We start from the raw sequence: 21,132 nt of genomic DNA, 5'->3' as shown, positions 1-21,132 counted from the left end.
TCAGCCCGCCAGGCCCACGGTGATGCCGCCGCAGACGTAGAGCACCTGGCCGGTCATGAACGAGGCCATCGGGTGCATGAAGGCATCGACCGCGTGCGCCACCTCGGCGGGCTCGCCGAAGCGCTGCACCGGAATGCCCTCGGCGATGCGCCGCGTGCGCGGGCTGTCGGCCGGGTTCGCGGCCTTGAAGGCCTCGGTGGCGATCGGGCCCGGCGCCACCGCGTTGACCGTGATGCCCTGCGCCGCGAGCTCGAGCGCCCAGGTGCGCGTGAGCGCGTTGAGCGCGCCCTTGGCGGCCGAGTAGCCGCTGCGCAGCTCCTTGCCGAGCGCGGCGCGGCTCGTGATGTTGACGATGCGTCCGCCGCCGGCCGCGCGCATCGCGGGCAGCACGGCCTGCACGCACTGCAGCGCGGCGCGCGCGGTCACGCCGATCTGCAGGTCGAAGTCGTCGAGCGAGGTGCTCTCGAGCGGCGCCGGGCGGATCGCGGCCACGTTGTTCACCAGGCCGGTGAAGCGGTGGCGGCCGCAGGCTTCGGCGAGCGCGGCGGCGAGCGCCTCGCGGTCGCCCATGTCCACGCGCAGGTGCGTGCCGCTGCGCGCGTCGGGCGGCGGCTGGAGGTCGAGGCTGGTGACCTGCCAGCCGCTTTCGATGAGGCGGCGGCAGATCGCGAGGCCGATGCCCGAGGAGCCCCCGGTGACGAGGGCGTGGCGATCGGTGCTTGGCGTGGAATTCATGGCGTGGCGTGATGCGGTGAGGAGGTCTCGCTGCCGGCGCCCATGCGCCGCAGCACTTCGATGCGTGCATCCTTCTTCGAGGCCTTGCCGTTCGCGGTGCGCGGCAGCGCGTCGAAGAAGTGCACCGCCTTCGGCGTCTTGACGGGATCGAGCCGCTCGCGCACCCAGGCGACGAGCTCGGCGGCCTCGCAGGCCGCGCCCTCGCGCAACTGCACCGCGGCATGCACGGCTTCGCCCCACTTGTCGTCGTCGACGCCGATCACCACGCAGTCGTACACGGCCGGATGGCGGCCCAGCACGTTCTCCACGTCGGTCGGGTAGACGTTGAAGCCGCCGGTGATGATCAGGTCGCGGATGCGGTCCTTGAGGAACAGGAAGCCGCGCTCGTCGAGATAGCCGCCGTCGCCGGTGCGCAGCCAGCCGTCGTGGAAGGCCTCGGCGGTCTTCTCGGGCTGCTTCCAGTAGCCCGACATCACGAGGTCGCCACGCACCACCACCTCGCCGCTCTGGCCCGGCGGCAGCAGCGCGCCGGCCGGGTCCATGATCGCGACCTCGGTCATCAGCGCGGCGCGGCCCACCGACTCGAGGTTGCGCGGATCGAGCGCGTCCTCCACCGGCATGTAGGAGATGATGGCCGGCGCCTCGGTCTGGCCGTAGCCGGTCTCGACATGGCCGAACACCTGCTGCGCCTCCACGATCTTCGCGCTGCGCATCGGCGCCGCCGCATAGACGAAGTGGCGCAGCGCGCGCCAGTCGCGCCCGCGCGCCGTCGGGTCCTCGAGCAGGCTGTAGATCAGCGTGGGCGGCATGAACACCGCGGTCACGCGGTCGTGCTCGAGCTGGTCGAGCACCTCGCGCGGCTTCGTCGAGCGCGGCAGCAGCACCGTGCCGCCGCTGCCGAGCACCGGCAGCAGGAAGGTCGAGGTGCCGTGCGTGATCGAGGCCACCGCGAGGTAGCGCTCGTCGGCGTCGAGCTTCATCGCCTGCATGATCGAGACGATGGTCGTGTTCCACGCGCGGTAGCTCTGCATCACGCCCTTGGGCGCGCCGGTGGTGCCGCCGGTGAACTTGATCGCCTGGATCTCGGCCAGGTCGTGGCGCACCGGCACGGGCCGGTGGCCCGCATGCGCGGCCAGCAGCGCCGAGAGTTCGCAGTCGGTGGGCGCCGTGCCGAGCGCGCCCGGCCGGTAGACCACGCGCGGCGCGCCGGTGGCCTCGAGCTTGGGCACCTGCTCGTGCTCGGCGATCACCAGCGCGGCTTCGGTGAAGTCGACGATGCGGCACAGCTCGTCGGCGCCGGCGCGCGGATTGAGCGGCACCCAGATGCGGCCCGCGAGCAGGGTCGCGAACAGCGACACCACGTGGGCGAGGTGGTTGCCCGCGCAGATCGCGATGCGTCCGCGCGGATCGGGCACCAGCGCCTGGAACGCGGCGGCCAGCGCCTCGGTGCGGGCCAGCAGCTCGGCGTAGCTCAGCGCGCCCTCGGGGCCCGAGAGCGCGACCTTGTCGGGATGGCGGCGCGCGGCGCGCAGCAGGAAATCGATCGGCCGCATCCGCTCACTCCGCCTTCGCGCCCGAGACGCGCACGATCTCGGCCCACTTGTCGTACTCCTTGCGCACGAACTGGTCGAAGGCCGGCTGCGGCATCGGCAGGATGTCGGCGCCGAGGTCGCGGTAGCGCGCCTTCACGCGCTCGCTGCGCAGCGCCTTGTCGACCTCGTCGTGCAGCCGTGCCACCACCGGCGCGGGCACGCCGGCCGGCACGAACAGGCCCGACCAGGCGGTGGACTCGTAGCCCGCGAGGCCGGCCTCGGCCATGGTCGGCACCTCGGGCAGCAGGGGCGAGCGCTGCGCGCCGGTCACGGCCAGCGCGCGCAGCGAGCCCTTGGCGATGTGCGGCAGCGAGGTCGGCAGGTTGTCGAACATCAGGTCGATCTGGCCGCCGATCAGGTCGGTCAGCGCGGCCGCGCCGCCGCGGTAGGGCACGTGCAGGATGCTCACGTGCGCGAGGTGCTTGTAGAGCTCGCCCGACAGGTGGATGCTGCTGCCGTTGCCCGAGGATCCCATCGTGAGCTTGCCCGGCGAGCGCTTCGCGAGCGCCGTGAGCTCGGCCACCGTCCTGGCCGGCAGCGCGGGATTCACCACCAGCACGTTGGGCACCGAGCCCACCATCGCCACCGGCACGAAGGCCTTGCGCGTGTCGTAGGGCAGGTTGCCGTAGAGCGTGGGATTGATGGCGTGCGTGCCGACGGTGCCGAGCATCAGCGTGTAGCCGTCGGCCGGCGCGTTGGCGACTTCGCGCGCGCCGATGTTGCCGCCGGCGCCGGGACGGTTGTCCACGATCACCGGCTGGCCCAGCGCCTGCGCGAGCTCGGTGCCCACGAGGCGCGCGAACAGGTCGGCCGCGCCGCCGGGCGGGAAGGGCACGACCAGGCGCAGCGGCTTGGCGGGCCAGGCGGGGGTTTGCGCCATGGCGCCGGTGGCGAGGGCGGCCAGCGCGAGGGCGCCGGCGCCCAGGAGGGAACGTCGTTTCAAGGCTTGTCTCCGAAAGCGGGAAGAAAAAGAGAGGAAGGGCTCAGGCCGACGCGCCGGGTGCGCGCGCGATGCCGTGGCGCAGGCCGCCGTCCACCGGCAGCTCGGCGGCATTGATGTAGGCGGCCTCGTTCGAGAGCAGGAAGCAGGCGGCGTTGGCGATGTCCCAGGCGCTGCCCTGGCGGCCGAAGGGCAGCGGCCCGCTCGCGCGGCCCGGGCGCGCGGCGCTGGCCGCGCGGCCCATGGGCGTGTCGATCAGGCCCGCGCGCACGATGTTGGCGCGGATGTCGCGCCCATGGCCCTCGAGCGCGACCGCGCGGCACAGCGCCGAGAGCGCGGCCTTCGAGCTCTCGTAGGCCGGGTTGCGGCCCGCGGGCATCAGCGCGGCCAGCGAGGAGACGAACACGATCGCGCCGCCGTGCTGCATGGCGGGCAGCGCCGCCTGCGCGCACAGCAGGTGGCCGCGCAGGTTCACGCCGAGGATCGCGTCCCAGCTCTCGGGCGTGACCTCGGCCAGCGGCCGGCGGTCGCTGATGCCGGCGTTGAGCACCAGCGCGTCGAGCACGATGCCGCCTTCGGCCAGCGTGGCGAACAGCGCGCGCACCTGGGCCGGGTCGCCGATGTCGGCGGCCAGGGCCACATGCCGCGCACCGGGCGCCTGCGCCTCGAGTGCGGCCACCGTGTGCCGCGCGGCCTCGATATCGCGGTCGGCGCACACCACGCGCGCGCCGCGCCGCGCGAGCCGCACGCAGATCGCGCGGCCGTTGCCCACCAGTTGGGGATCGCCGCCGGCGGCCTGGCCGCCACCCACCACCAGCACCGTGCGGCCGGCAAAATCGCGCCTTGTTTCTGAGAACGTTTCCATATCGATTCCAAGGTTAAAGTGAGCGCCCAGGAGGCCGCAATCCATGGAACGTTTACATAAGGGAAAGCTATGAGCCGAACGCCCAGCCAGGCGGTCTCGCTGCGCGACGTGGCGCACGCCGCCGAGACCTCGGTGGCCACCGTCTCGCGCGTGCTCAACCACAGCGGCTACGTCAGCGCCGAGGTGCGCAAGCGCGTCGAGAAGGCCGCGCAGGGCATCGGCTACGTGCCGAACTTCAGCGCGCGGCACCTGAAGACCGGGCGCAGCAAGGCGATCGGCTTCATGGTCTCGAACATGGCCAATCCCTTCCTCTCGGCCTTCTTCGCGGCGGTCGAGGCGCGGCTGCAGTCCGAGGGCTTCTCGGTGCTGGTCGGCAGCACCTTCGACCAGCCGCAGCGCGAGGCGCAGCTGCTGCACCTGTTCGAGAACCGCCGGCTCGAGGGCGTGTTCGTCTCGCCGAGCCGCGAAGACCTGCCCGCGGCGCAGGACGCCTTCGCGCGCTGCAAGCTGCCGCTGGTGGTGCTCGACCGCGAGACCGGCTTCGAGGCCGACGCGGTCTGCCAGGACCACCGCCAGGGCGTGGCCACGGCGGTCGACTACCTGGTGTCGCTGGGCCACCGGCGCATCGCGCTGTTCGGCCCCAATCCCGCGATCCGGCCCGGGCGCGAGAAGCTGCTCGGCTACCGCGACGGCCTGCGGCGCGCGGGCCTCGGCTACGACGAGGCGCTGGTGTGCATGCTGAGTTCGGCCATCGAATCCTCGGCCGCGCAGATGGACGCGATGCTCGCGCTCGCGGCACCGCCCACCGCGCTGATCGCGCTCGGCACGCGGCTGCTGTCGGGCGCGCTGCGCAGCGCGCGCGAGCGCGGCCTGCGCATCCCGGCGCAGCTGTCGGTGGTGGGCATCGGCACCGACGACGCCTTCGCGCTGATGGATCCGCCGCTGACCACCTTGCGCTTCGACATCGAGGGCGCCGCGCATGCCGCGGCCGAACTGATGCTCGAACGGGTGGAAGGGCGCGCGCCCGAGGCGCGGCGCAGCGTGCACGTGCCGCTGGCGCTCACCATCGGCGCGTCGTGCGCGGCGCCCGCGCGCTGAGGCGCGGCAGCGCGGCGTTCAGGCCGCGTAGAAGAATTCCTCGCGCACGATCTTGCCGTCCTCCACCGTGTAGAGCGCCATCTCCTCCATGGTGAAGCGCTCGCCGCTGGTCTTGAAGGTGGCGTCGATCTTGAAGCCGACGATGAAGCGGTCGTCGTGCGGCCACGGGCCCGCGACGATCATGCCGTGCACCTCGTGGTTCGAGGTCCACCATTCGCCCTTGCCGCGGATCGCCTCGATGCCGCGCACCTCGCGCGCCATGTCGGGCGGGCCGCCGGCCTCGACGCTCACCGCGTCGCTCGCATAGAGCGCCAGCGCTTCCTCGTAGGCGCCCTGGCGGCACAGCTCGACGAGCGTGTTGGCGATTTCCATCGTGTCCATCGTGGTCATGGGTAGCGGCCTTTCTGCGGATCGCAGCAACGGGGTTGGGGGGAATGGGAACGGCTGGAGTCAGTGTAGGCCGCCGGTCGCGCGGCGCCCATCGGGAAAGACCGGGAATGACAAGCGCGCCGGGCCGGACTCAGTCCGGCGCGTTGAGCGCGCGCATGCTGTCCACCGCCTCGCCCGAGGCCCAGAGCAGCGTGTTGAGGTAGGTCTCGATGCGGTCCACCAGCGCGGCGCGCGGGCCTTCGCGCCATTCGGCGCTGCCGTAGAAGGCCGACTGCTCGGCCTCGAGCGCCGCGCGATCGGCATAGGCGCGCACGAGGTGGTAGCTCTCTTCCTCGTGGTCGCCGCGGCCGTAGCTCACCACGTCCATGCCCCTGGCGCGCAGCATGGGCACGGCGCGCGCGTGCATGGCCTCGTGGAAGGCCTCGAGAGTGCCGGGCTTGAGGCGGTAGGTGCGGATTTCGAGCAGTCGCCGGGTCATGAAGAGGTCCTTCCTGGATGCCGGCCACCGTTGTACCGCGTGCCGCGCCGGCGAGCCAGCGCGGCGTGCTTCAGCAGAACACGATCGCCGTGCGATGCGCGATGCTCAGCCGCGCCGCCTCGTACAGCAGCAGCCAGGCCGCGTACTCGCGGTAGAGGCCGTTGTCGTCCTCGATCAGCGCGTCGATGCGCTCGGCCTCCTCGTCGCCGAGCTTGCCGTTGTTCAGGTGGATGCCCAGCGCGGGCGCCACGTAGACCAGTTCCTCGAGCAGGCGGTACGAGGAGCCGAGCATGCCGCCGGGCAGGCCCAGGGCTTCGTCGTCCTCCTCGTCCTCTTCCTCGTCCTCGAGGTCGTCTTCCTCGGGGCCGCGCGAGAGGTCGACGTCCTCGTCGTCCTCTTCCTCGTCCTCTTCCTCGGCTTCATCGTCCTCGTCGCGCTCGTCGAACAGCACTTCCTTGAAGTCCACCGGCACGTAGAAGCCCTCGGCATCCGAATGGCACAGCAGGTGGCTGTCCTCGCTGTCGAGCAGGGTCTGGATCTTCGGGTCGGCCGTGGGATCGACGTCGTCGGCCAGCGGCGTGGCCACCCAGTCGGGCGCGAGCACGCGGTGCGCGTAGGCGCGGCGCAGGTAATGGATGAAGGAGTAGGGGAAGCTCTCGATCGAGGCGCGCGAATCGAACTCGATCGCCTCGCGCGGTTCGGTGTGCGGCGGCAGGCCGGCGGCGGCCAGCACGCGGTTGACTTCCGCCAGGTCCTCCTCGAACGCCTCGGCGCCCTCGGGATCGTCTTCGAGCAGCTCGGCAAGCATGCCGACGCAGATGGCCAGGCCCATGGATCACTCCTCGTGGTTCGTGGCGGCGATGGTGACGAACCCAGATGAAGGCGGGATGACGGCCGGCCGCGCGTTGCGCCGGGCCGTCACCCGCGGCGGCGGCCTCAGCGCGCCGCTTCGACCTTGATGCGCTCGTTCGGCACCTCGCCGAACATCTCGGGCGCGTACATCGCCTCGACGCGGCTCGGCGGCAGCGCGAAGTCGCCGACGTTGTTCAGCCGCACCGTGTACTCCATCTTCACCACGCCCTTGGGCAGGTACTGGTAGTAGCTGCGGAAGGCCTCGAAGCTGCGTTCCTCGAAGGCCGGCCAGCCGGCGCCCGACTTCTTCTCGCCCTGGGTGGCGATCTGCGAGTCGCGGCCCAGGCCGCTGCCGAGGATGGTGGCGCCGCCGGGCACCGGGTCGCTGATGACGACCCAGGTCATGTCGGCGCTGGCGTTGACCTCCAGGCTCACGCGCAGCACGTCGCCGCGCGTGTACTTGCCGGCCACCGCCTGCTCGACCGGCGTCACGGTCTTCTTGATCGCATAGCCGGCCGCGAACGGCGCCTTGAGCTGCACCGCCGCGATCGACTGCATCGTGAGCCAGGGCTTGCCCGTGCCCTGCTGGGTCACGAGCAGGGTGTCGCGCACCGGCGCGCCGCCCGGCGACGCGGCCCACGGCAGGAACATGCCGTTGTTGCGCAGGTTGCCCGGCGAGGCCGGGGCGCCGAAGAAGGTGGTCTGGTTCGGCGCGCCGGTCGCGTCGCTGGCTTTCACGCGCTCGACCTTGCTCCAGTCGACCTGCGCCTTGGCCGCGCCCAGGGTGGCGGCGGTGATGCCGGTCACCGGCGTGCTCTCGAACACCTTGCTGAACTTTTCGAGCGCCAGCCCGCCCCAGAGGTTGGCGGTGGTGGTGTGCCAGGCGCCGTTCTGCTGCCGGCCGATGAAGCCGTTGGCCAGCTTGCCGATGTCGTCCTTCCAGGCCGGGTCGTCCATCACGGTCAGCAGCAGGCGCGCGGTGTTGACGTCGCCGTTGGTCATCAGCCACCACCAGTAGTCGTCGCGCTCGGTGCTGAAGATCAGCTTGGTGCCCTGGTAGGACAGCCGCGCCTTGAGCACGTTGTTGGCCTCGTCCAGGCGCTGCTGGCGCTGCGGCACGTCCTGCACGCGCTTGAGGATGTTGAGCCAGTCGATCACCGCGCTGGTGGGCCACTGGTTCGGCGCGATGGTGATGCTGCCGAGCATGGCGCCCGAGGCCTTGCCGTAGCGCGACAGCGCCTCCAGCGCGGCCAGCTTGCGCACGTCCAGGTCCTTGCGCGGGCTCCAGAAGTCGCGCGTGAGGCGGCCTTCGACGAAGGCGATCAGGCCGGCTTCCATCGGCGCGCGCACGTCGTCGGCGAGCGCGAAGGCGGGATCGAGCGAAGCCGCTTCGTTGGTCGCCGCCAGCAGGTACGAGGTCAGGATGTCGCTGCCGCCGTTGGCCTCGCCGTCGCGCGGCGGGAAGTAGCTCGCCAGGCCGTCGCTGTCGAGGTAGGTGGGCAGCTGCGCGAGCACGCCCTGCCACATCTTCGCGTCGCGCAGGCCGACCGACTTGCTGGTCTTCTGCTCGAGGCAGATGAAGGGGTAGTTGGCGAACCAGTCGCGCACGCCCGGCAGGCCTTCGGCCAGCTTGGGCTGCAGCGACAGCTTCAGGCCGCCGCGGCCGGGCAGGGCGTCGGCCGGCGGCGCCACGTCGATGGTGAACGGGCCGTCGACCTGCACCAGCGTGGCCTGCTGCACCGTGAGCGGTACCGAGGGCACGATGCGCTGGCGCACCTTGAGCGCGTCGCGTGCGCCGCCCAGCGTGTCCTTGGCCTCGATCTCCCACAGGATCGCCTCGGCGCGCGTCTGCGCGAGCTGTGCCGGCGCGGTCACGTTCCAGGCCACCTCGCGCGCCTCGCCGGCGGGGATGTCCACCGTCTGCGGCTGCAGGGTGAGCAGCGTGGCGCGCGGCGTGGCTTCCACCTTCATCGCCTTCTGCGTGGTGTTGCGCAGCGTGATCTGGGCGCGGAACTGGTCGTCCTCGCGCACCAGCGGCGGCAGGCCGCTGATGATCTGCAGGTCCTGCGTGGCCTGGATGCTGGCCTGGCCGGTGCCGAACAGGTCGGCGCCCGAGTCGGCCACCGCCACGATCTTGAAGGTGGTCAGCGCGTCGTTGAGCGGCACCGTCACCACGGCCTGGCCGTTGGCGTCGAGCACCACGCGCGGGTTCCAGATCAGCAGGGTCTCGAGCAGCTCGCGCGTCTGGCCCTTGCCGCCGCCGCCGCCCGCGGGCACGGCCTTGCGACCGTAATGGCGCCGGCCGACGATCTCCATCTGCGCGGTCGAGGTGCTGACACCCCAGCTGCGCCGCTGCAGCATCGCGTTGAGCAGGTCCCAGCTGTCGTTGGGCATCAGCTCGAGCAGCGCCTGGTCGACCGCGGCCAGTGCGACCTCGGCGCCGGCGGCCGGCTTGCCGTCGGGCAGCTTGGCCGTGATCGTGACCTGCGCCTTGCCGCGCACCGGGTAGCTGGGCTTGTCGCTGGCCACCGTCACGTCGAGCTGGTGGGCGCGCGTGCCGACCCGGATCTCGGCCATGCCGAGGCGGTAGGCCGGCTTGCTGAGGTCGACCATGGCGGTCGGCGCCACGTACTCCTTGCCCTCGTACCAGAAGGCGGTCCACCATTCGCGCGGCGCCTTCCAGCCCCAGCTGAAGAAGCTGTACCACGGCACCTCGCGCAGCCGTCCGCGCAGCGCGAGCACGCTCACGTAGGCGTTCGGGCCCCACTCGGGCTTGACCTGCAGCGTGACCGTCGGATCCTGGCCGTTGAGCTGCACCACGTGGGTCTCGATCACGCCCTCGCGCTCGACCGACACCAGCGCGGTCGCGAAGCGGAACGGGCTGCGCACCTGGAACTTGGCGGTCTCGCCGGGCTGGTAGCTCTTCTTCTCGGGCAGCACGTCGATGCGGTCGTTGTCCTCGCCGCCGAACCAGAGTTCGCCCTGCTTGGTCACGTAGACCGAACTGGCGGCGCGGGCGTCGCGGCCCTCGCTGTCGGTGGCGCTGGCGACCAGCTCCACCTCGCCGGCGTCCTTGAGCTCGGTCTCGCACAGCAGCAGGCCGCGCGCGTCGCTCTTGCCGCTGCAGACGGTGCCGATGTCCTTGGTCTCGGTCTTGTTGTCGTAGGTGTAGAAGCCGCCCACCATGCGCTTGCGGCTGGTGGTGGTGATGCGCGCCACCGCGCGCACGTTGAGCGTCACGCCGGCCTGGGGCTTGCCCGCGAGGTCGAGCGCGAGCGCCTGGAACTTGACCTTCTGCGCGGTCGAGACCCAGCCCTCGGTCTTGATGCCGGCGATCACGCCCGCGGGCCACAGCGTCTGCGTGCTGCGGATGGTCTGCACCTCGCCGTTCGGGTCGGCGTAGGTGGCTTCCAGCAGCAGCTCGCGCGCGGCCTTGACCTTGGGCACCTTGTCGATCGTGAGCTTGCCCGCGCCGTCCTTGTTGAGCGTGAGCGGCAGCTTGTCGGCGATCACGCGCGTGTCGCTCGCGCTGTTGAGGTCCTCCTCGCCGCCCGTGGCCTCGGGGCCGGCCGCGGTGGCCGCCTGCAGGCCCGCGGCCTCCACCGGCCGCGGCGGGCTGAAGCTGAAGGCGTCGTAGTCGGAGAAGCTCAGGCTCTTGCCGCGCACCATGGCCGACACGCGCACCGGCAGGTTGGCCGCGCCGCCGCCGGCCACGTAGTTGATCTGCACGTCGGTGGGCACGGCCGTGGCCGCCACCAGCGGCTTCTTGTCGCTGGGCGCGATGCGGCCCTCGAGCACCGGCAGGCGGAATTCCTCGACGCGGAAGGTGCCGGTCGCGAAGCTGCGTCCGCCGCCGTCCTCCTCGTCCCCGTCGCTCTCCTCGCTGTTCTTCTTCGCGCCGCCGCTGCGCAGCTGCACCTCGTAGACGCCGAGCTTGGCCGCGGCCGGAATGGCGAAGCTGTTCTCGGCGCTCAGGCCGCCGGTGGCGGTCTTGCGCCAGGCCAGCGGCTGGGTGAACTGCTGGCCGCTGCCCTGGTGGGTGATGACCAGCGTGTCGGGCGTGCCGTCGGGCAGGCCGAAGCCCTTGCGGGTCTGGGTGCGGATCAGGCTCTTCATCGACACCGTCTCGCCGGCGCGCAGCAGCGTGCGGTCGAAGATGGTGTGGGCGATGCGGTCGGGCTCGGGCTGCAGGCTGGTGGGCACGTTGAAGCGCCAGGGCTCGATGCCGCGCTGCCAGTCGCTCTGCGTGAAGGCGAGGTCTTCCACGCCCTTCTCATCCTTGGCGCGCGCGCTGACGAACCAGAAGCCCTCGCCGTACTCGTCTTCGCCGTTGCAGTTGGGCGCCTTCGAGGGCACGCCCTCGAGCATCACGGTGCCGTCGGCGCCGGTGGTGCCCGAGGCCACGGCCTTGCCGCGGCAGTCGGACACGCGCACCTGCGCGTTCGCCACCACCTTGCCCTTGTCGAGCGTGGTGACCCAGGCCATCGAGTTCTCGCGGCCCAGCTTGAAGTGCACCGCGAGGTTGGTGGCCAGCGCGCTGGTGCGCACGTACATCGTGCGGTTGGCGCCCAGGCGCTCGTCGAGCAGCGCGTCGCCGAGCTTCTGCGAGGCGATCTCCAGCACGTGGAAGCCCGGCGTCAGCGGGATGCCGATGACCTCGAAGGGGCGCGGGTCGCCGCTCTCGGCCTTGGGCATGTCGAGGGTCTTCACGCCGGGCTGGCCCGAGAGCAGCGACAGGGTGCGGGTCTGCACGTAGCTCTTGTCGCTGCTGTCGAGCACCGGCGGCAGCGGCGTGCGCAGGTCCTTGCGCGCCTCGGTGCGCGCGATGGAGTAGCTGTCGTAGCGGCGCACCTTGCGCAGCCACTCGATGATCTCGGCGTCGGTCTTCGGGTTGATGTCGCTGACCTTGCCGGGCGTGAGCGCCTGCACCATCAGCTGCGGCTCCACGCGGCGCACCGTCACCGGCATCATGGCCGGGGTGTCGGGCTCGGCCAGGCGCTCGATCACGCCGAAGGGCGAGGCCGCGAACTTGGCCAGCGGCGGCATGGCGCCGGTCGCCACCTTGAGCGGGAAGCTGTCGGGCGAGGCCAGCGGCCGGCCCGAGGCGTCCTCGAACTTCGAGGGCAGCTCGATGGTGAAGGAGGTGCTCTCGGCCAGCGGCGGCGCGAAGTTGATCGAGCTCACCACGTCGTCGGCGTTCTGGGACGAGCCCTCGTCGTCGAACTTGGGCGCGAGGGTCTTGCCGCCGCCCTTGAGCTGGATCGCCGCGGCCATCTTGCGCGTGACCGGGGCGTTGAACTGCAGCGTCATCGGGCGCAGCGGCAGGCAGGCGGCCTGCGCGTTCTCGCGCTCGCAGGTGAAGGAGGCCGCGAAGGGCTCGCGCACCTCGAAGCTCAGCCGGCGCTCGACGCTGTTGGCGACGCCCGAGGGCGTGGCCACGCCCTTGCCGTAGACGATCTGCAGCTTGCTGCCGGGCGTCAGCGTGCGGTTGCACTGCAGCGTGACGAAGCGCAGCGGCTCCTTGGCGGCGGCCTTGTCGCGGCCATAGGCCTTGAGCAGCTCGGTGCGCTGGGCGCCCTCGATCAGCTTCACGGGCACGCGCTCGCCGATGCCGTCGGCCGCGCACCAGACGTTCTCGCGCACGCTGTCGAGCGTGGCCGGGCCGTTGAGCTCGAGCACGAACATCTGCTGCTCGTCGATCTTGCCGTAGCTGCCGGGCTGGAAGCTGCGCACGAAGGGACCGCCGGTGGAGAACTGGTAGCGCTCGGGGCCGGTCAGCTCGCCGTTGGCGGGCTTGAAGGAAGCGATGCGGCCGATGGTGCAGCGCACGCCGGGCGGCAGGTCGTTCTCGAAGTCGTAGACCCACTGCTTGGCGTCGGTCCAGCGGCCCTGGCCCTTGCCGGCCTGCGCGTCGGTGCAGCTCACCGACAGCGGCGCCGGCGCCTTCGGATCGCCGAAGTTGACCGCGGCCTGGTCGAACTTGGCGACCACCTGGCGCACGCGCGAGACCTCGCCCTGGGGCGTGAGGCTGGTGATCTGCAGCGCGAACGCGGGGGCGGCCAGTGCCGCCGCGCCGAAGGCCAACCAGAGGGACCGCGCACTCATCGAACTGTTCACAACTATCTCCTCCTGAGGACAGCGCACGAGGGTAGCCGATTTGCATGGCGCCACGGCAGTGCCGTCCGTCATAGGCCGGTGGGCCGGCGCCTGCGAAGTCGCCCCTTCTTCTTACAATCGTTGACCCGGGCGAGCGTCGCGCGGACGAAGTCAGGAAACCGCCGCCAACCGATGAAACGCTACTGGGAAATCGACGCCTTGCGCGGGCTGATGCTCGTGCTGATGACCGTCACCCACCTGCCGACGCGGCTGACGGACCCGCTGGGCCAGCCCTTCGGCTTCGTCTCGGCGGCCGAGGGCTTCGTGCTGCTGTCGGCCTTCGTCGCCGGCCTGGTCTACAGCCGCATCGGCCATGCGCGCGGCCTCGAGTCGATGCGCAGCGCGTTCTGGCGCCGCGTGCTCAAGGTCTACCTCTGCCAGGCGGCCACCCTGCTGTTCCTGTTCACCGTCATCACCGGCGTGGGGCTGCACATCGACCAGCCGGCGGTCAAGAACCTGGTCTCGTACTACCTGGCGGCGCCGCGCGACGGCTTCATCTACGGGCTGCTGCTGATCTACGAGCCGGCGCTGCTCGACATCCTGCCGATGTACATCTTTTTCATGCTCATGAGCCCGTGGGTGCTGGCCTTCGCGATGCGCCATGGCTGGCTGCCGGTGATGGCGCTGAGCGCGGTGCTGTGGGCGGCGGCGCAGTTCGGCTTCAGCGAGTGGGTCTACGGGCTGGCGGTGCGCCACCTGGGGCTGCCGGTGCCGTACCACGAGATGGGCGCCTTCAACACCTACGCCTGGCAGTTCCTCTGGTTCGCGGGGCTGGCCATCGGCGCCAGCCGCAATGCGCCGGGCGTGAAGCCGCTGCGCTTTCCGGCCTGGCTGCTGCTGCTGGCGGCGGGCGTGGCGCTGTACTGCTTCTACTGGCGCCACACCGGCATCAACGGCCAGGCGCCGTTCGGCGGCGACGTGGAGCGCAACCTGCTGTTCGACAAGTGGCTGCTCGGGCCGCTGCGGCTCGTGAACCTCGTGGCGCTGGGCATCCTCGCGGTGCGCTTCGGTCCCTGGCTGATGCGCAGGCTGCCTCGGCTGGGCTGGCTCGAGGCCATGGGCTCGGCCTCGCTGCCGGTGTTCTGCGCGCACCTGGTGGCGGTGCTGCTGGTGCTGGCCTTCTATGGCGACAGCCAGACCGCGCGGCCCTGGTGGGGCGACGCGCTGCTGCTGGCGGCGGTGTTCACGGGCATGTACCTGGTGGCGCGCGTCTCGCGCGGCGCCGATGTGCCGCCGCCGGCCGACGAAGTGCCGACCGAGCCGGCGCGCGCCTGAGGGCGCGGCGGCCGGCCCGCCCCCTCCCGGCTCCTTCTACGCTTCCTCGAACGAGCCCGCGATGTGGCCGCGCCATTCGCTGCGCTCGATCTCCTCGAGCGTCGGGTCGGTGGTCTCGTAGTCGCTCAGCAGCGTGAGGAAGCCCTGGGCCACGTCGCCGAGGCCCTCGGGATGCAGCCAGCCCCATTCGCATTCCTCGCAGTGCACGTACACCCGCGCGTTGGTGATGTCGTTCTGGAACAGGAGGCGGCCCTGGTTGCAGTTGGCGCAGGTGCTGGACCAGTAGAGGGTTCTCATTTGACGGGGTAGGAGGTGATGATCTGGTTGGTGCCGGGCACGAGCTTCATCTCGACCGAGCGAAAGAGCTCGCCGGTCGCCGCGGCGTTTCCGCCCGCGCGTCCCACGATCTCGTCCATCGGAACCCGGAGCATACCGGTGGCGTCGGGCTTGAGGCCCAGGTCCTGCGCCCGCTGCCAGGCCCGGTTGGTGGTGTCGACGCCGTCCTTGTAGAACACGCCGTGGCTGTCCTTGCCCGGCACGTCCTGGTTGTGGCGGCGCACGTGGTCCTCGCGCTTCTCGCCCTTGTAGGGGCCCTTCTTCGGCACCACGGCCTCCCAGTCGAGCGGCGTGTACTTGCGCTGCACCACCGTGCCGCGCGCCGCGGCCGCGGGATCGAGCGGCTCCAGCGGCGCACCGCGGTTCATCTCGCGCGACCTGGCGAGCGCCTCGCCCGAGGCCGCGCGGCGCTCCGCCGCGAGCCGGGCGAAGGTGCGCGTGCGGGCGACCCCCACGAGGCTGCCCGAGAGCTGGTTCACGCCCGCGACCGCCTGCTCCGAGCCGCCGAGCAGGCGCGTGAGCGCGCCCGGGCCGCCGTAGACCGGTCCCAGGAAGGCGATGCCCATGGTGTTGCCCCAGCGCAGGTTGCGCTCGTCGAGCCAGCCCTGCTCCTGCGGCGTCAGCGGCGCGCTGTAGCGCGGGCCCGGGTTGTAGACGTCGCTGACGAAGTCGAGGTCGCGCCGCACCCGCAGCGATTCCTCGGGCGGCAGCGGGGCCTTGCCGGTCAGGTGGTCGGCGAGCCGTTGGCGCTTGTCGTCGATCAGCGATTGCGGCACCTCGTCGGGCCACTTCTCGCATTCGCGCTGGAACTCCTTGGCGCGCATGAGTTCGTCGGTGGGCTCCACGCCGACGGGCCGGTCGGTGCCGGCGGTCCAGCGCACGTACCAGGGCTTGGCGTCGAACTCGGCCTTGGCGCGCGCGTAGGGTTCGCCGCAGATGCCGGGGCGGCGGCGCACCATCGGTCCCTTGGGCACCTCGAAGGTCAGCACCCGCCCGGGCGTGCCGTTGCCGAGGAAGGGCGGCGTCGTGAGCAGGGAGGACAGCGAGGGCGCGGGCACCGCCTGCCCCGGCGCCTTCTCCTCGTCCTCCGGGATCGAGCTCATCAGGCGGCCCCGTTCATCTCGCAGAGATCGCCATGGCGCGCCACGGCGCGGCTCTCGACGAACACCGTCTGCGAACCGGCGACGATCTTCACGTTGCCCGCGCCGAGCGAGACGCCCGAGCGCACGCCGCTGCCCGCGTTGCCCGCCACGCCCTTGACGATGCTGTCGACCATCAGCACCTTCTCGCCGCGCGCGAACACGGTGTGCGAGTAGGCGGCCTGCTCGGGCGGCAGCATCGAGACGATGTCGAAGGGCACGACCTGGTTGCCGACGATGCAGAAGTCGGGCGCCACGTTGACCACCATGAAGCGCGACTCCGCGTCGGCGATGTGTTTCTCTGCGCTCATCCGGTGGTCTCCATGGCTGCCGGTGCGCCGCCGATGCCTTGCGGGAGCGCTCGCTCGAACAGGTCGACCGCGACCGTGTCGAGCGCCTGGTCGAGCGTGAGCCGCCAGGTCAGGTGCACGAGCATCTCGTCCAGGTCGATGTGCACGGTGTCGAGCTTCATCGCCGTGCTGCGCTCGGTGCCGTCGCCGCCACGGCACAGGGCCTCGATCCACAGCCGCGGGAGCCGGGTCTCGAGGTCGGGCGCCGAGGCGAAGAAGCCGCTCAGCCGCAGGGTTTCGTCGCCGCGCAGGCCGCCGGCCACGACCTGGTCGGCCGGGGCGTACTGGAAGAAGCCTTCGTCGAAGTCCTCGGCATAGTCCATGTAGGGCTGGTCGCGATGGCGCTCGCGCCAGGCATCGTCGTAGGTGCCGGCCAGCGCGAGGCGCGGCTGCCAGAAGCGCGCGATCGGCGCGAAGCCGGCCGGCCGCGCGTCCTCGTGGTTGGCCTGCGAGAGCGGCGCGTCGGCATGCTCGATCTGCGGTCCGGGAAAGGGCTGCTCGACCGCATGGCGCGCGCCGGGATGCTGCCCCTGCGCCGCGCCGGCGAACCAGCCGCTGCCGCAGGGATTGGCCGCGTGGGTGCGCGGCGCGGCCGATGCGTCGTCGCCCGGGTCGAAGCCCCAGCCGCCATAGGCGAGCTCGTAGCGCAGCGGGACCGCGAGCGCGGGTTGCGGGGCGCTCAGGGTGCGCTGCGCGGCCTCGGGCTGCCAGTCCCAGTGGCGCGGCCCGGTCAGCCGCAGCGTCTTGTCCAGCAGCGGCGTCTCCTCGCGAGACAGCCGCAGCCGCGCCTGCCATGCGTCGCGCGGCGTCCAGTCGAGCGCGTGCGCGATGCCCGTCAGGTAGACGTCGGCGCCGGGCTTGACCAGCAGCAGGTCGGTGGCGGTGCGCAGGCTCGACAGCGCCGGCTGCGCGGCATCCCAGGGTTCGTCGGCGAAGACCGGGCCGCGGTGCGAGGCCGCGGCCTCGAGCCGGCCGGGCGCGAGCACGAAGCTCGCGCACAGCACCACCACGTCGTGGAAGCGCCGCCCCTTGCCCATCTTGTCGAACTGGAAGTGCACGAAGGACGTGGCGTTGCGCAGCTGGCGCAGCCGCGGCGCGGGGATCGGCGGCGCGGGCTCAGCCATGGGCGCCGGACTTGTCGATCGCGCCGACGCCGCTGGCGACCGCGCTCGTGACCGTGCCCAGGACCTGCGTCGCATGGGCCGCCGCGTCGCCGCCGCCGGCGGCCACCTGCTGGGCGATCGATGCGAGCTGCCCGGCCTTGCCGAGCAGTTCGGCGGGGTTGCCGCCCATCAGCGCGCCCAGGCTGGCCAGCGGGCTGCCCGGCGGCTCGGCCGGCGGCGCGCTCGGCACCGCCGCGGGCTGCAGCGCCGCCGCGCCGCCCACGGGGTTGAGCCAGATGTGCTCGCCGTTGACGGTCACGTCGTCGCCCTGCGCGGTGATGTTGATCTTCTTGCCGGTGACCGCGATCGAGCCGTCGGCCTTGAGCTGCACCACCGAGGCGCCCACGCGCAGCGAGATGGTCTTGCCGTCCATCTCGATGTGGCTGCCCTTGTCCCCGCCCACCGAGAGCAGGTATTTCTCGCCCACCTTGGTGGTCTGCGTCTTGCCGACCATGGTGTTGTCGACCATGCCCACCAGGGTGTTGCGCAGCATGCCGACGTTGAACGAGTAGGCCAGCCCGATGTTGACCATCTTGGCGAGGCCCACGTTGTGCATGTAGGCCATGCCGATGGTGCCCAGCTGGTTGCGACCGACCTTCTTGCTGCGGTCGCGCCCCACCGAGTGGGTCTCGTCGTGCTCGACCTCGATGTCCTGGTTGCGCTCGGCATGCAGCCACACCTGCTCGGCGCCCTTCTTGTCCTCGAAGCGGAAAGCGTTGGCATTGGCTTCGCTGCCGTCCTCGGTGCTGCGCGAGAGCAGGCCGCTCTGCGTGGCGTTGGCCGGCAGTTCCCACGGCGGCATGTTGTCGGCGTTGTAGACCCGGCCCGTGACGATCGGCCGGTCGGGGTCGCCGTTCTCGAAGTCGACGATCACCTCCTGGCCGATGCGCGGAATCTGGATGCCACCGAAGTTGGTGCCGGCCCAGGGCGAGGAGACGCGGACCCAGCACGAGCTGTTCTCGTCCTTGGTGCAGTAGCGGTTCCAGTGGAAGCTCAGCTTCACGCGGCCGTACCGGTCGGTCCAGAGCTCGCGTCCGGCCGGGCCGGTGACGATCGCGGTCTGCGGTCCGGTGGTGCGCGGGCGCGGCACGGCGGGCGCGTCGGCGCGGTAGACCTTGCTGGTCGGGATCACCTCGAAGTCGACGCGGCACTCGAACTGTTCCTGCCCCGAGGCCTCGCCGGGCTCCTGCAGGCGCAGCCGCGCGGCGGTGACGAGGTATTCGCGGTTGGCCTCGTTCTGCGGATGGCGCTCGAGCGTCAGGGTGCAGCCCGGCACCACCGCGCGCAGGTTGCCCGAGCCGCTCGCGCGCTCGCCGCGGCTGCCGGTCTCCTCCATGCGGCGGCGCACCAGCTGCTCGCCCTCGGACTCGACCGTGTAGTCGCCGGGCCAGCCATAGCGCTCGCGTTCGTTCTGCGCGGTCTTGCGCGGCATCGCGCTGACCTGCTGCAACCGTGCCTTGGGCCGCTCGAAGTCGAAGTCGTCGGTGACCCAGCGCCCGCTCTGCAGCGCCTCGAAGGCGCAGAAGCTGTCGCAGTGCTCCTCGCGCACCGTGTCCTCGGCCGCGTGGAACGGGATCTTCTCGTAGCCCGCGTTCGCGAAGGGCCGGTGCGCGTCCATCTCGTCGACGATCGCCAGCGTGTGCTTGTCCTCGGCATGCTCGAAGTGGAAGTACAGCCCCCATTCGTGCAGCAGCCGCGCGACGAAATCGAAATCCGTCTCGCCGTACTGCACCTGGAAATCGCGCGCCGGATAGCTGCGCGAGGCGCGGATGTCGAGCGCGAAGCCGTAGGGCGAGAGCACCTCGCGCACGATGTCCAGCACCGTCTTGTGCTGGAAGATGCGGTAGTCGCTGCTGCGCGTGGCGAGCGTGAGCCAGGGCTCGATCTCGGCTTCGTAGAGCGCGCGGCGGTTCTCCAGCCGCAGGAAGCGCACCCGCGTGACCAGCCCCGAGAGATGGCGCCACTCGCCGTTCGCGCCCGGACGGCCGTCGAGCAGGATGTGCACCGCCAGCGGTTCGCCCACGAGCTGCTTGATGGCGACGTTGGCGGCCTGCCGCTCGTTGAGGCCGGGCTGCTCGCGCGTGCTCAGCGTGACCGTGTAGGCGAACAGCCGGCTCAGTCCCTCGTGGCCCTCGATCGCGACCGGCTCCAGCGCGGAGTCGCCGCCCCACTGCGGCATCGCGGGCGAAGTGACTCGCAGGACGCGTTGGGCTCGCGAAGCGCTCGGCATGGATCTCTCCCTGAACGTCCCGCCGTGGCTGCATGGCGCCCGGCGGGTGTTGACCATGCGTCGTTTTTACACGGCCGGCCCGGGTCCTCGATGACCGGGCGTGCGGGCCCGACGTAGGACACCGCCGGCAATGGGCGAAAGCCGGCGGGAAAGTTCAGTCGAAAGAATTCGAATCCGCGCGCGACCGCCTCAGGGCGCGGGCACGAGGTGCGAGGCGATCACCGACTGCCACAGCCGGTAGCCCTCGTCGGTCATGTGCAGCCGGTCGCCGCGGAACAGCTCGGGCCGCGGCTTGCCGTCGGGCCCGAGCATCGGCGTGAAGATGTCGATGTACTCGCTGTTGGGCAGCCGGTTGAGGTAGGCCGAGACCATGTGGTTGGTCTCGCGGATCAGCGGCATCAGGTGCTCGCGCGAGGGGCTGGGCTTGACCGAGACGAAGCTGATGCGCGCATCGGGCAGCTCGTTGCGCACCGCGTTGGCGAAGCGCACGAAGGCATCGAGCACCTGCAGCGGCGTGCGGCCCTCGGCGAGGTCGTTGTCGCCCGCGTAGACGATCACCTGGCGCGGCCGGTAGCGCACCACGAGGTCGTGCGCGAACAGGCTGCAGTCGGCCAGCGTGGAGCCGCCGAAGCCGCGGTTGACGATGCCGGGCACGTTGGCGAAGTCCTGCGAGAGGCGGGTCCACATGCGCACCGTGGAGCTGCCCACGAACACCACGCCGCCGGGCGGCGGCAGGCCGTCCTGGTCGGCGCGCGCGAAGGCCTCGAGCTCGCGGTGCCAGCGCACGCGCGCGGCGAGGTAGTCGGCCGAGGAGACGACCGGGTCGAAGCTGGCGGCGGGCGCCGGGGCGAGGGCGAGGGCGGGTGCCTGGGCCTGGGCGGCGAGCGAGGCGGCCAGCAGGCACAGCGCGGCGAGCGCGGTCTTCGTCGAAAACATGGAACGAAAAGAAAAAGCGGGCGGGCGGACCATCGGAAAAGCCGAAGCTGGGCGAACAACGGGCGCCGCGCACGGCGCCCGCCAGGCCTCAGATTGTCTTCTCGATCAGTGCACCCTTGAAGAGCACCGGGCCGGTCGGCCCGCCTTCGCTCGGTACGCCGCCCTTGGGCTCGAGGCTGATCGCGAGCGTGGGCACCGCGCGCACGTCGGCTTCGCTGGCCGGCAGCCGCAGGCCCGGCGCGCGGTCGAGCACGCCCAGCGAGCGCGGCGCGCCGCCCGGGGGCAGGGCCCACAGCTGCAGCGACTTGTCGGCGCCTTCGCTGAAGCCGCCCACGCGCTGCAGCACCAGCTGGCGCTTCTTCGGATCGAAGGTCACGAGCATCGAGGCCGCGTCCTTGTCGTCGGACAGCACGGCCACGTACTGCACCGCGGGCGCGTTCTGCAGCTGGTCGCGCAGGTTCAGGCCGACCGTGACTGCGAGCACCGTGGCCAGCGCGCCGGCCGCGGTCGCGCCGCGCCACAGCGCGAGGCTGCCGAGCCAGCCGCCCGCGGGCTTGCGCTGCTGGGCCGCCGCGGCCGCCTCGGGGGGGGGCGCCC

At 71.4% G+C, this 21,132-nt stretch carries 17 protein-coding genes; 2 read left to right on the top strand and 15 right to left on the bottom strand.

Annotated features, from left to right (window positions below; translation table 11 throughout):
* Genes ACODT0_RS40350 through ACODT0_RS40335 form a run of 4 tightly spaced genes read right to left on the bottom strand, consistent with a single transcriptional unit; the run spans position 1 to position 4,132 of the window.
* A complete protein-coding gene (locus ACODT0_RS40350; protein ID WP_422097837.1) occupies positions 1-735 on the bottom strand; it encodes an SDR family oxidoreductase in 735 nt (244 codons plus the stop codon).
* Complete coding sequence (locus tag ACODT0_RS40345) at positions 732-2,288, bottom strand: class I adenylate-forming enzyme family protein (RefSeq protein ID WP_489043871.1); 1,557 nt, start codon at positions 2,286-2,288, stop codon at positions 732-734. The genes ACODT0_RS40350 and ACODT0_RS40345 overlap by 4 nt, the downstream gene beginning before the upstream one ends.
* 4 nt (positions 2,289-2,292) lie before the next feature.
* Positions 2,293-3,270: a tripartite tricarboxylate transporter substrate binding protein gene (locus ACODT0_RS40340; protein ID WP_489043870.1), complete on the bottom strand. Its 978-nt coding sequence runs from the start codon at positions 3,268-3,270 to the stop codon at positions 2,293-2,295.
* 40 nt (positions 3,271-3,310) lie between these two features.
* Positions 3,311-4,132: an SDR family NAD(P)-dependent oxidoreductase gene (locus ACODT0_RS40335; protein WP_489043869.1), complete on the bottom strand. Its 822-nt coding sequence runs from the start codon at positions 4,130-4,132 to the stop codon at positions 3,311-3,313.
* Positions 4,133-4,201: 69 nt separating this feature from the next.
* On the opposite strand from ACODT0_RS40335, the gene ACODT0_RS40330 reads away from it, so the two are divergent.
* Positions 4,202-5,230, top strand: coding sequence for a LacI family DNA-binding transcriptional regulator (locus ACODT0_RS40330; RefSeq protein WP_057596394.1), 1,029 nt, complete (start codon positions 4,202-4,204; stop codon positions 5,228-5,230).
* A gap of 18 nt (positions 5,231-5,248) precedes the next feature.
* Here ACODT0_RS40330 and ACODT0_RS40325 read toward each other — a convergent pair whose 3' ends face one another.
* The 4 genes from ACODT0_RS40325 to ACODT0_RS40310 all read right to left on the bottom strand — a co-directional run bounded on the left by ACODT0_RS40325 (position 5,249) and on the right by ACODT0_RS40310 (position 13,055).
* Positions 5,249-5,620, bottom strand: a complete 372-nt coding sequence (locus ACODT0_RS40325; RefSeq protein WP_261217756.1) for a nuclear transport factor 2 family protein — start codon at positions 5,618-5,620, stop codon at positions 5,249-5,251.
* Positions 5,621-5,750: 130 nt separating this feature from the next.
* Positions 5,751-6,098 (bottom strand): NIPSNAP family protein, encoded by a 348-nt coding sequence (locus tag ACODT0_RS40320; RefSeq protein ID WP_261217754.1) that lies wholly within the window; start codon positions 6,096-6,098, stop codon positions 5,751-5,753.
* Between the two features lie 70 nt (positions 6,099-6,168).
* Positions 6,169-6,930, bottom strand: coding sequence for a hypothetical protein (locus ACODT0_RS40315; protein ID WP_489043868.1), 762 nt, complete (start codon positions 6,928-6,930; stop codon positions 6,169-6,171).
* Between the two features lie 104 nt (positions 6,931-7,034).
* A complete protein-coding gene (locus ACODT0_RS40310) occupies positions 7,035-13,055 on the bottom strand; it encodes an alpha-2-macroglobulin family protein (protein WP_422098228.1) in 6,021 nt (2,006 codons plus the stop codon).
* Between the two features lie 183 nt (positions 13,056-13,238).
* On the opposite strand from ACODT0_RS40310, the gene opgC reads away from it, so the two are divergent.
* Positions 13,239-14,381, top strand: coding sequence for an OpgC domain-containing protein (opgC, locus tag ACODT0_RS40305; protein ID WP_057596398.1), 1,143 nt, complete (start codon positions 13,239-13,241; stop codon positions 14,379-14,381).
* A 36-nt stretch (positions 14,382-14,417) separates the two neighbouring features.
* Here opgC and ACODT0_RS40300 read toward each other — a convergent pair whose 3' ends face one another.
* From ACODT0_RS40300 to ACODT0_RS40270, 7 genes are all read right to left on the bottom strand, one after another.
* On the bottom strand, positions 14,418-14,678 hold the full coding sequence (locus ACODT0_RS40300) for a hypothetical protein (protein WP_261217747.1): 261 nt from the start codon (positions 14,676-14,678) through the stop codon (positions 14,418-14,420).
* Positions 14,675-15,820, bottom strand: a complete 1,146-nt coding sequence (locus ACODT0_RS40295) for a hypothetical protein (RefSeq protein WP_057596400.1) — start codon at positions 15,818-15,820, stop codon at positions 14,675-14,677. Before ACODT0_RS40295 ends, ACODT0_RS40300 begins: the two co-directional genes overlap by 4 nt.
* Entirely contained in the window at positions 15,820-16,167 is a 348-nt protein-coding gene (locus ACODT0_RS40290) for a PAAR-like domain-containing protein (protein WP_057596401.1), read from the bottom strand. The genes ACODT0_RS40295 and ACODT0_RS40290 overlap by 1 nt, the downstream gene beginning before the upstream one ends.
* On the bottom strand, positions 16,164-17,330 hold the full coding sequence (locus ACODT0_RS40285) for a DUF2169 family type VI secretion system accessory protein (protein ID WP_489043867.1): 1,167 nt from the start codon (positions 17,328-17,330) through the stop codon (positions 16,164-16,166). The genes ACODT0_RS40290 and ACODT0_RS40285 overlap by 4 nt, the downstream gene beginning before the upstream one ends.
* On the bottom strand, positions 17,323-19,548 hold the full coding sequence (locus ACODT0_RS40280; protein ID WP_422097830.1) for a type VI secretion system Vgr family protein: 2,226 nt from the start codon (positions 19,546-19,548) through the stop codon (positions 17,323-17,325). Before ACODT0_RS40280 ends, ACODT0_RS40285 begins: the two co-directional genes overlap by 8 nt.
* A 240-nt stretch (positions 19,549-19,788) precedes the next feature.
* Entirely contained in the window at positions 19,789-20,535 is a 747-nt protein-coding gene (locus tag ACODT0_RS40275; RefSeq protein ID WP_489043866.1) for an SGNH/GDSL hydrolase family protein, read from the bottom strand.
* An 88-nt stretch (positions 20,536-20,623) separates the two neighbouring features.
* Positions 20,624-21,132, bottom strand: a 509-nt coding sequence (locus ACODT0_RS40270) for an anti-sigma factor (RefSeq protein WP_489043865.1), incomplete at its 5' end; no start/stop codon positions are given.

Source organism: Variovorax sp. FG153, assembly GCF_057809595.1.
Note: the sequence above shows the minus strand (reverse complement) of the source record. Positions and strands in the feature narration are given on the sequence as shown.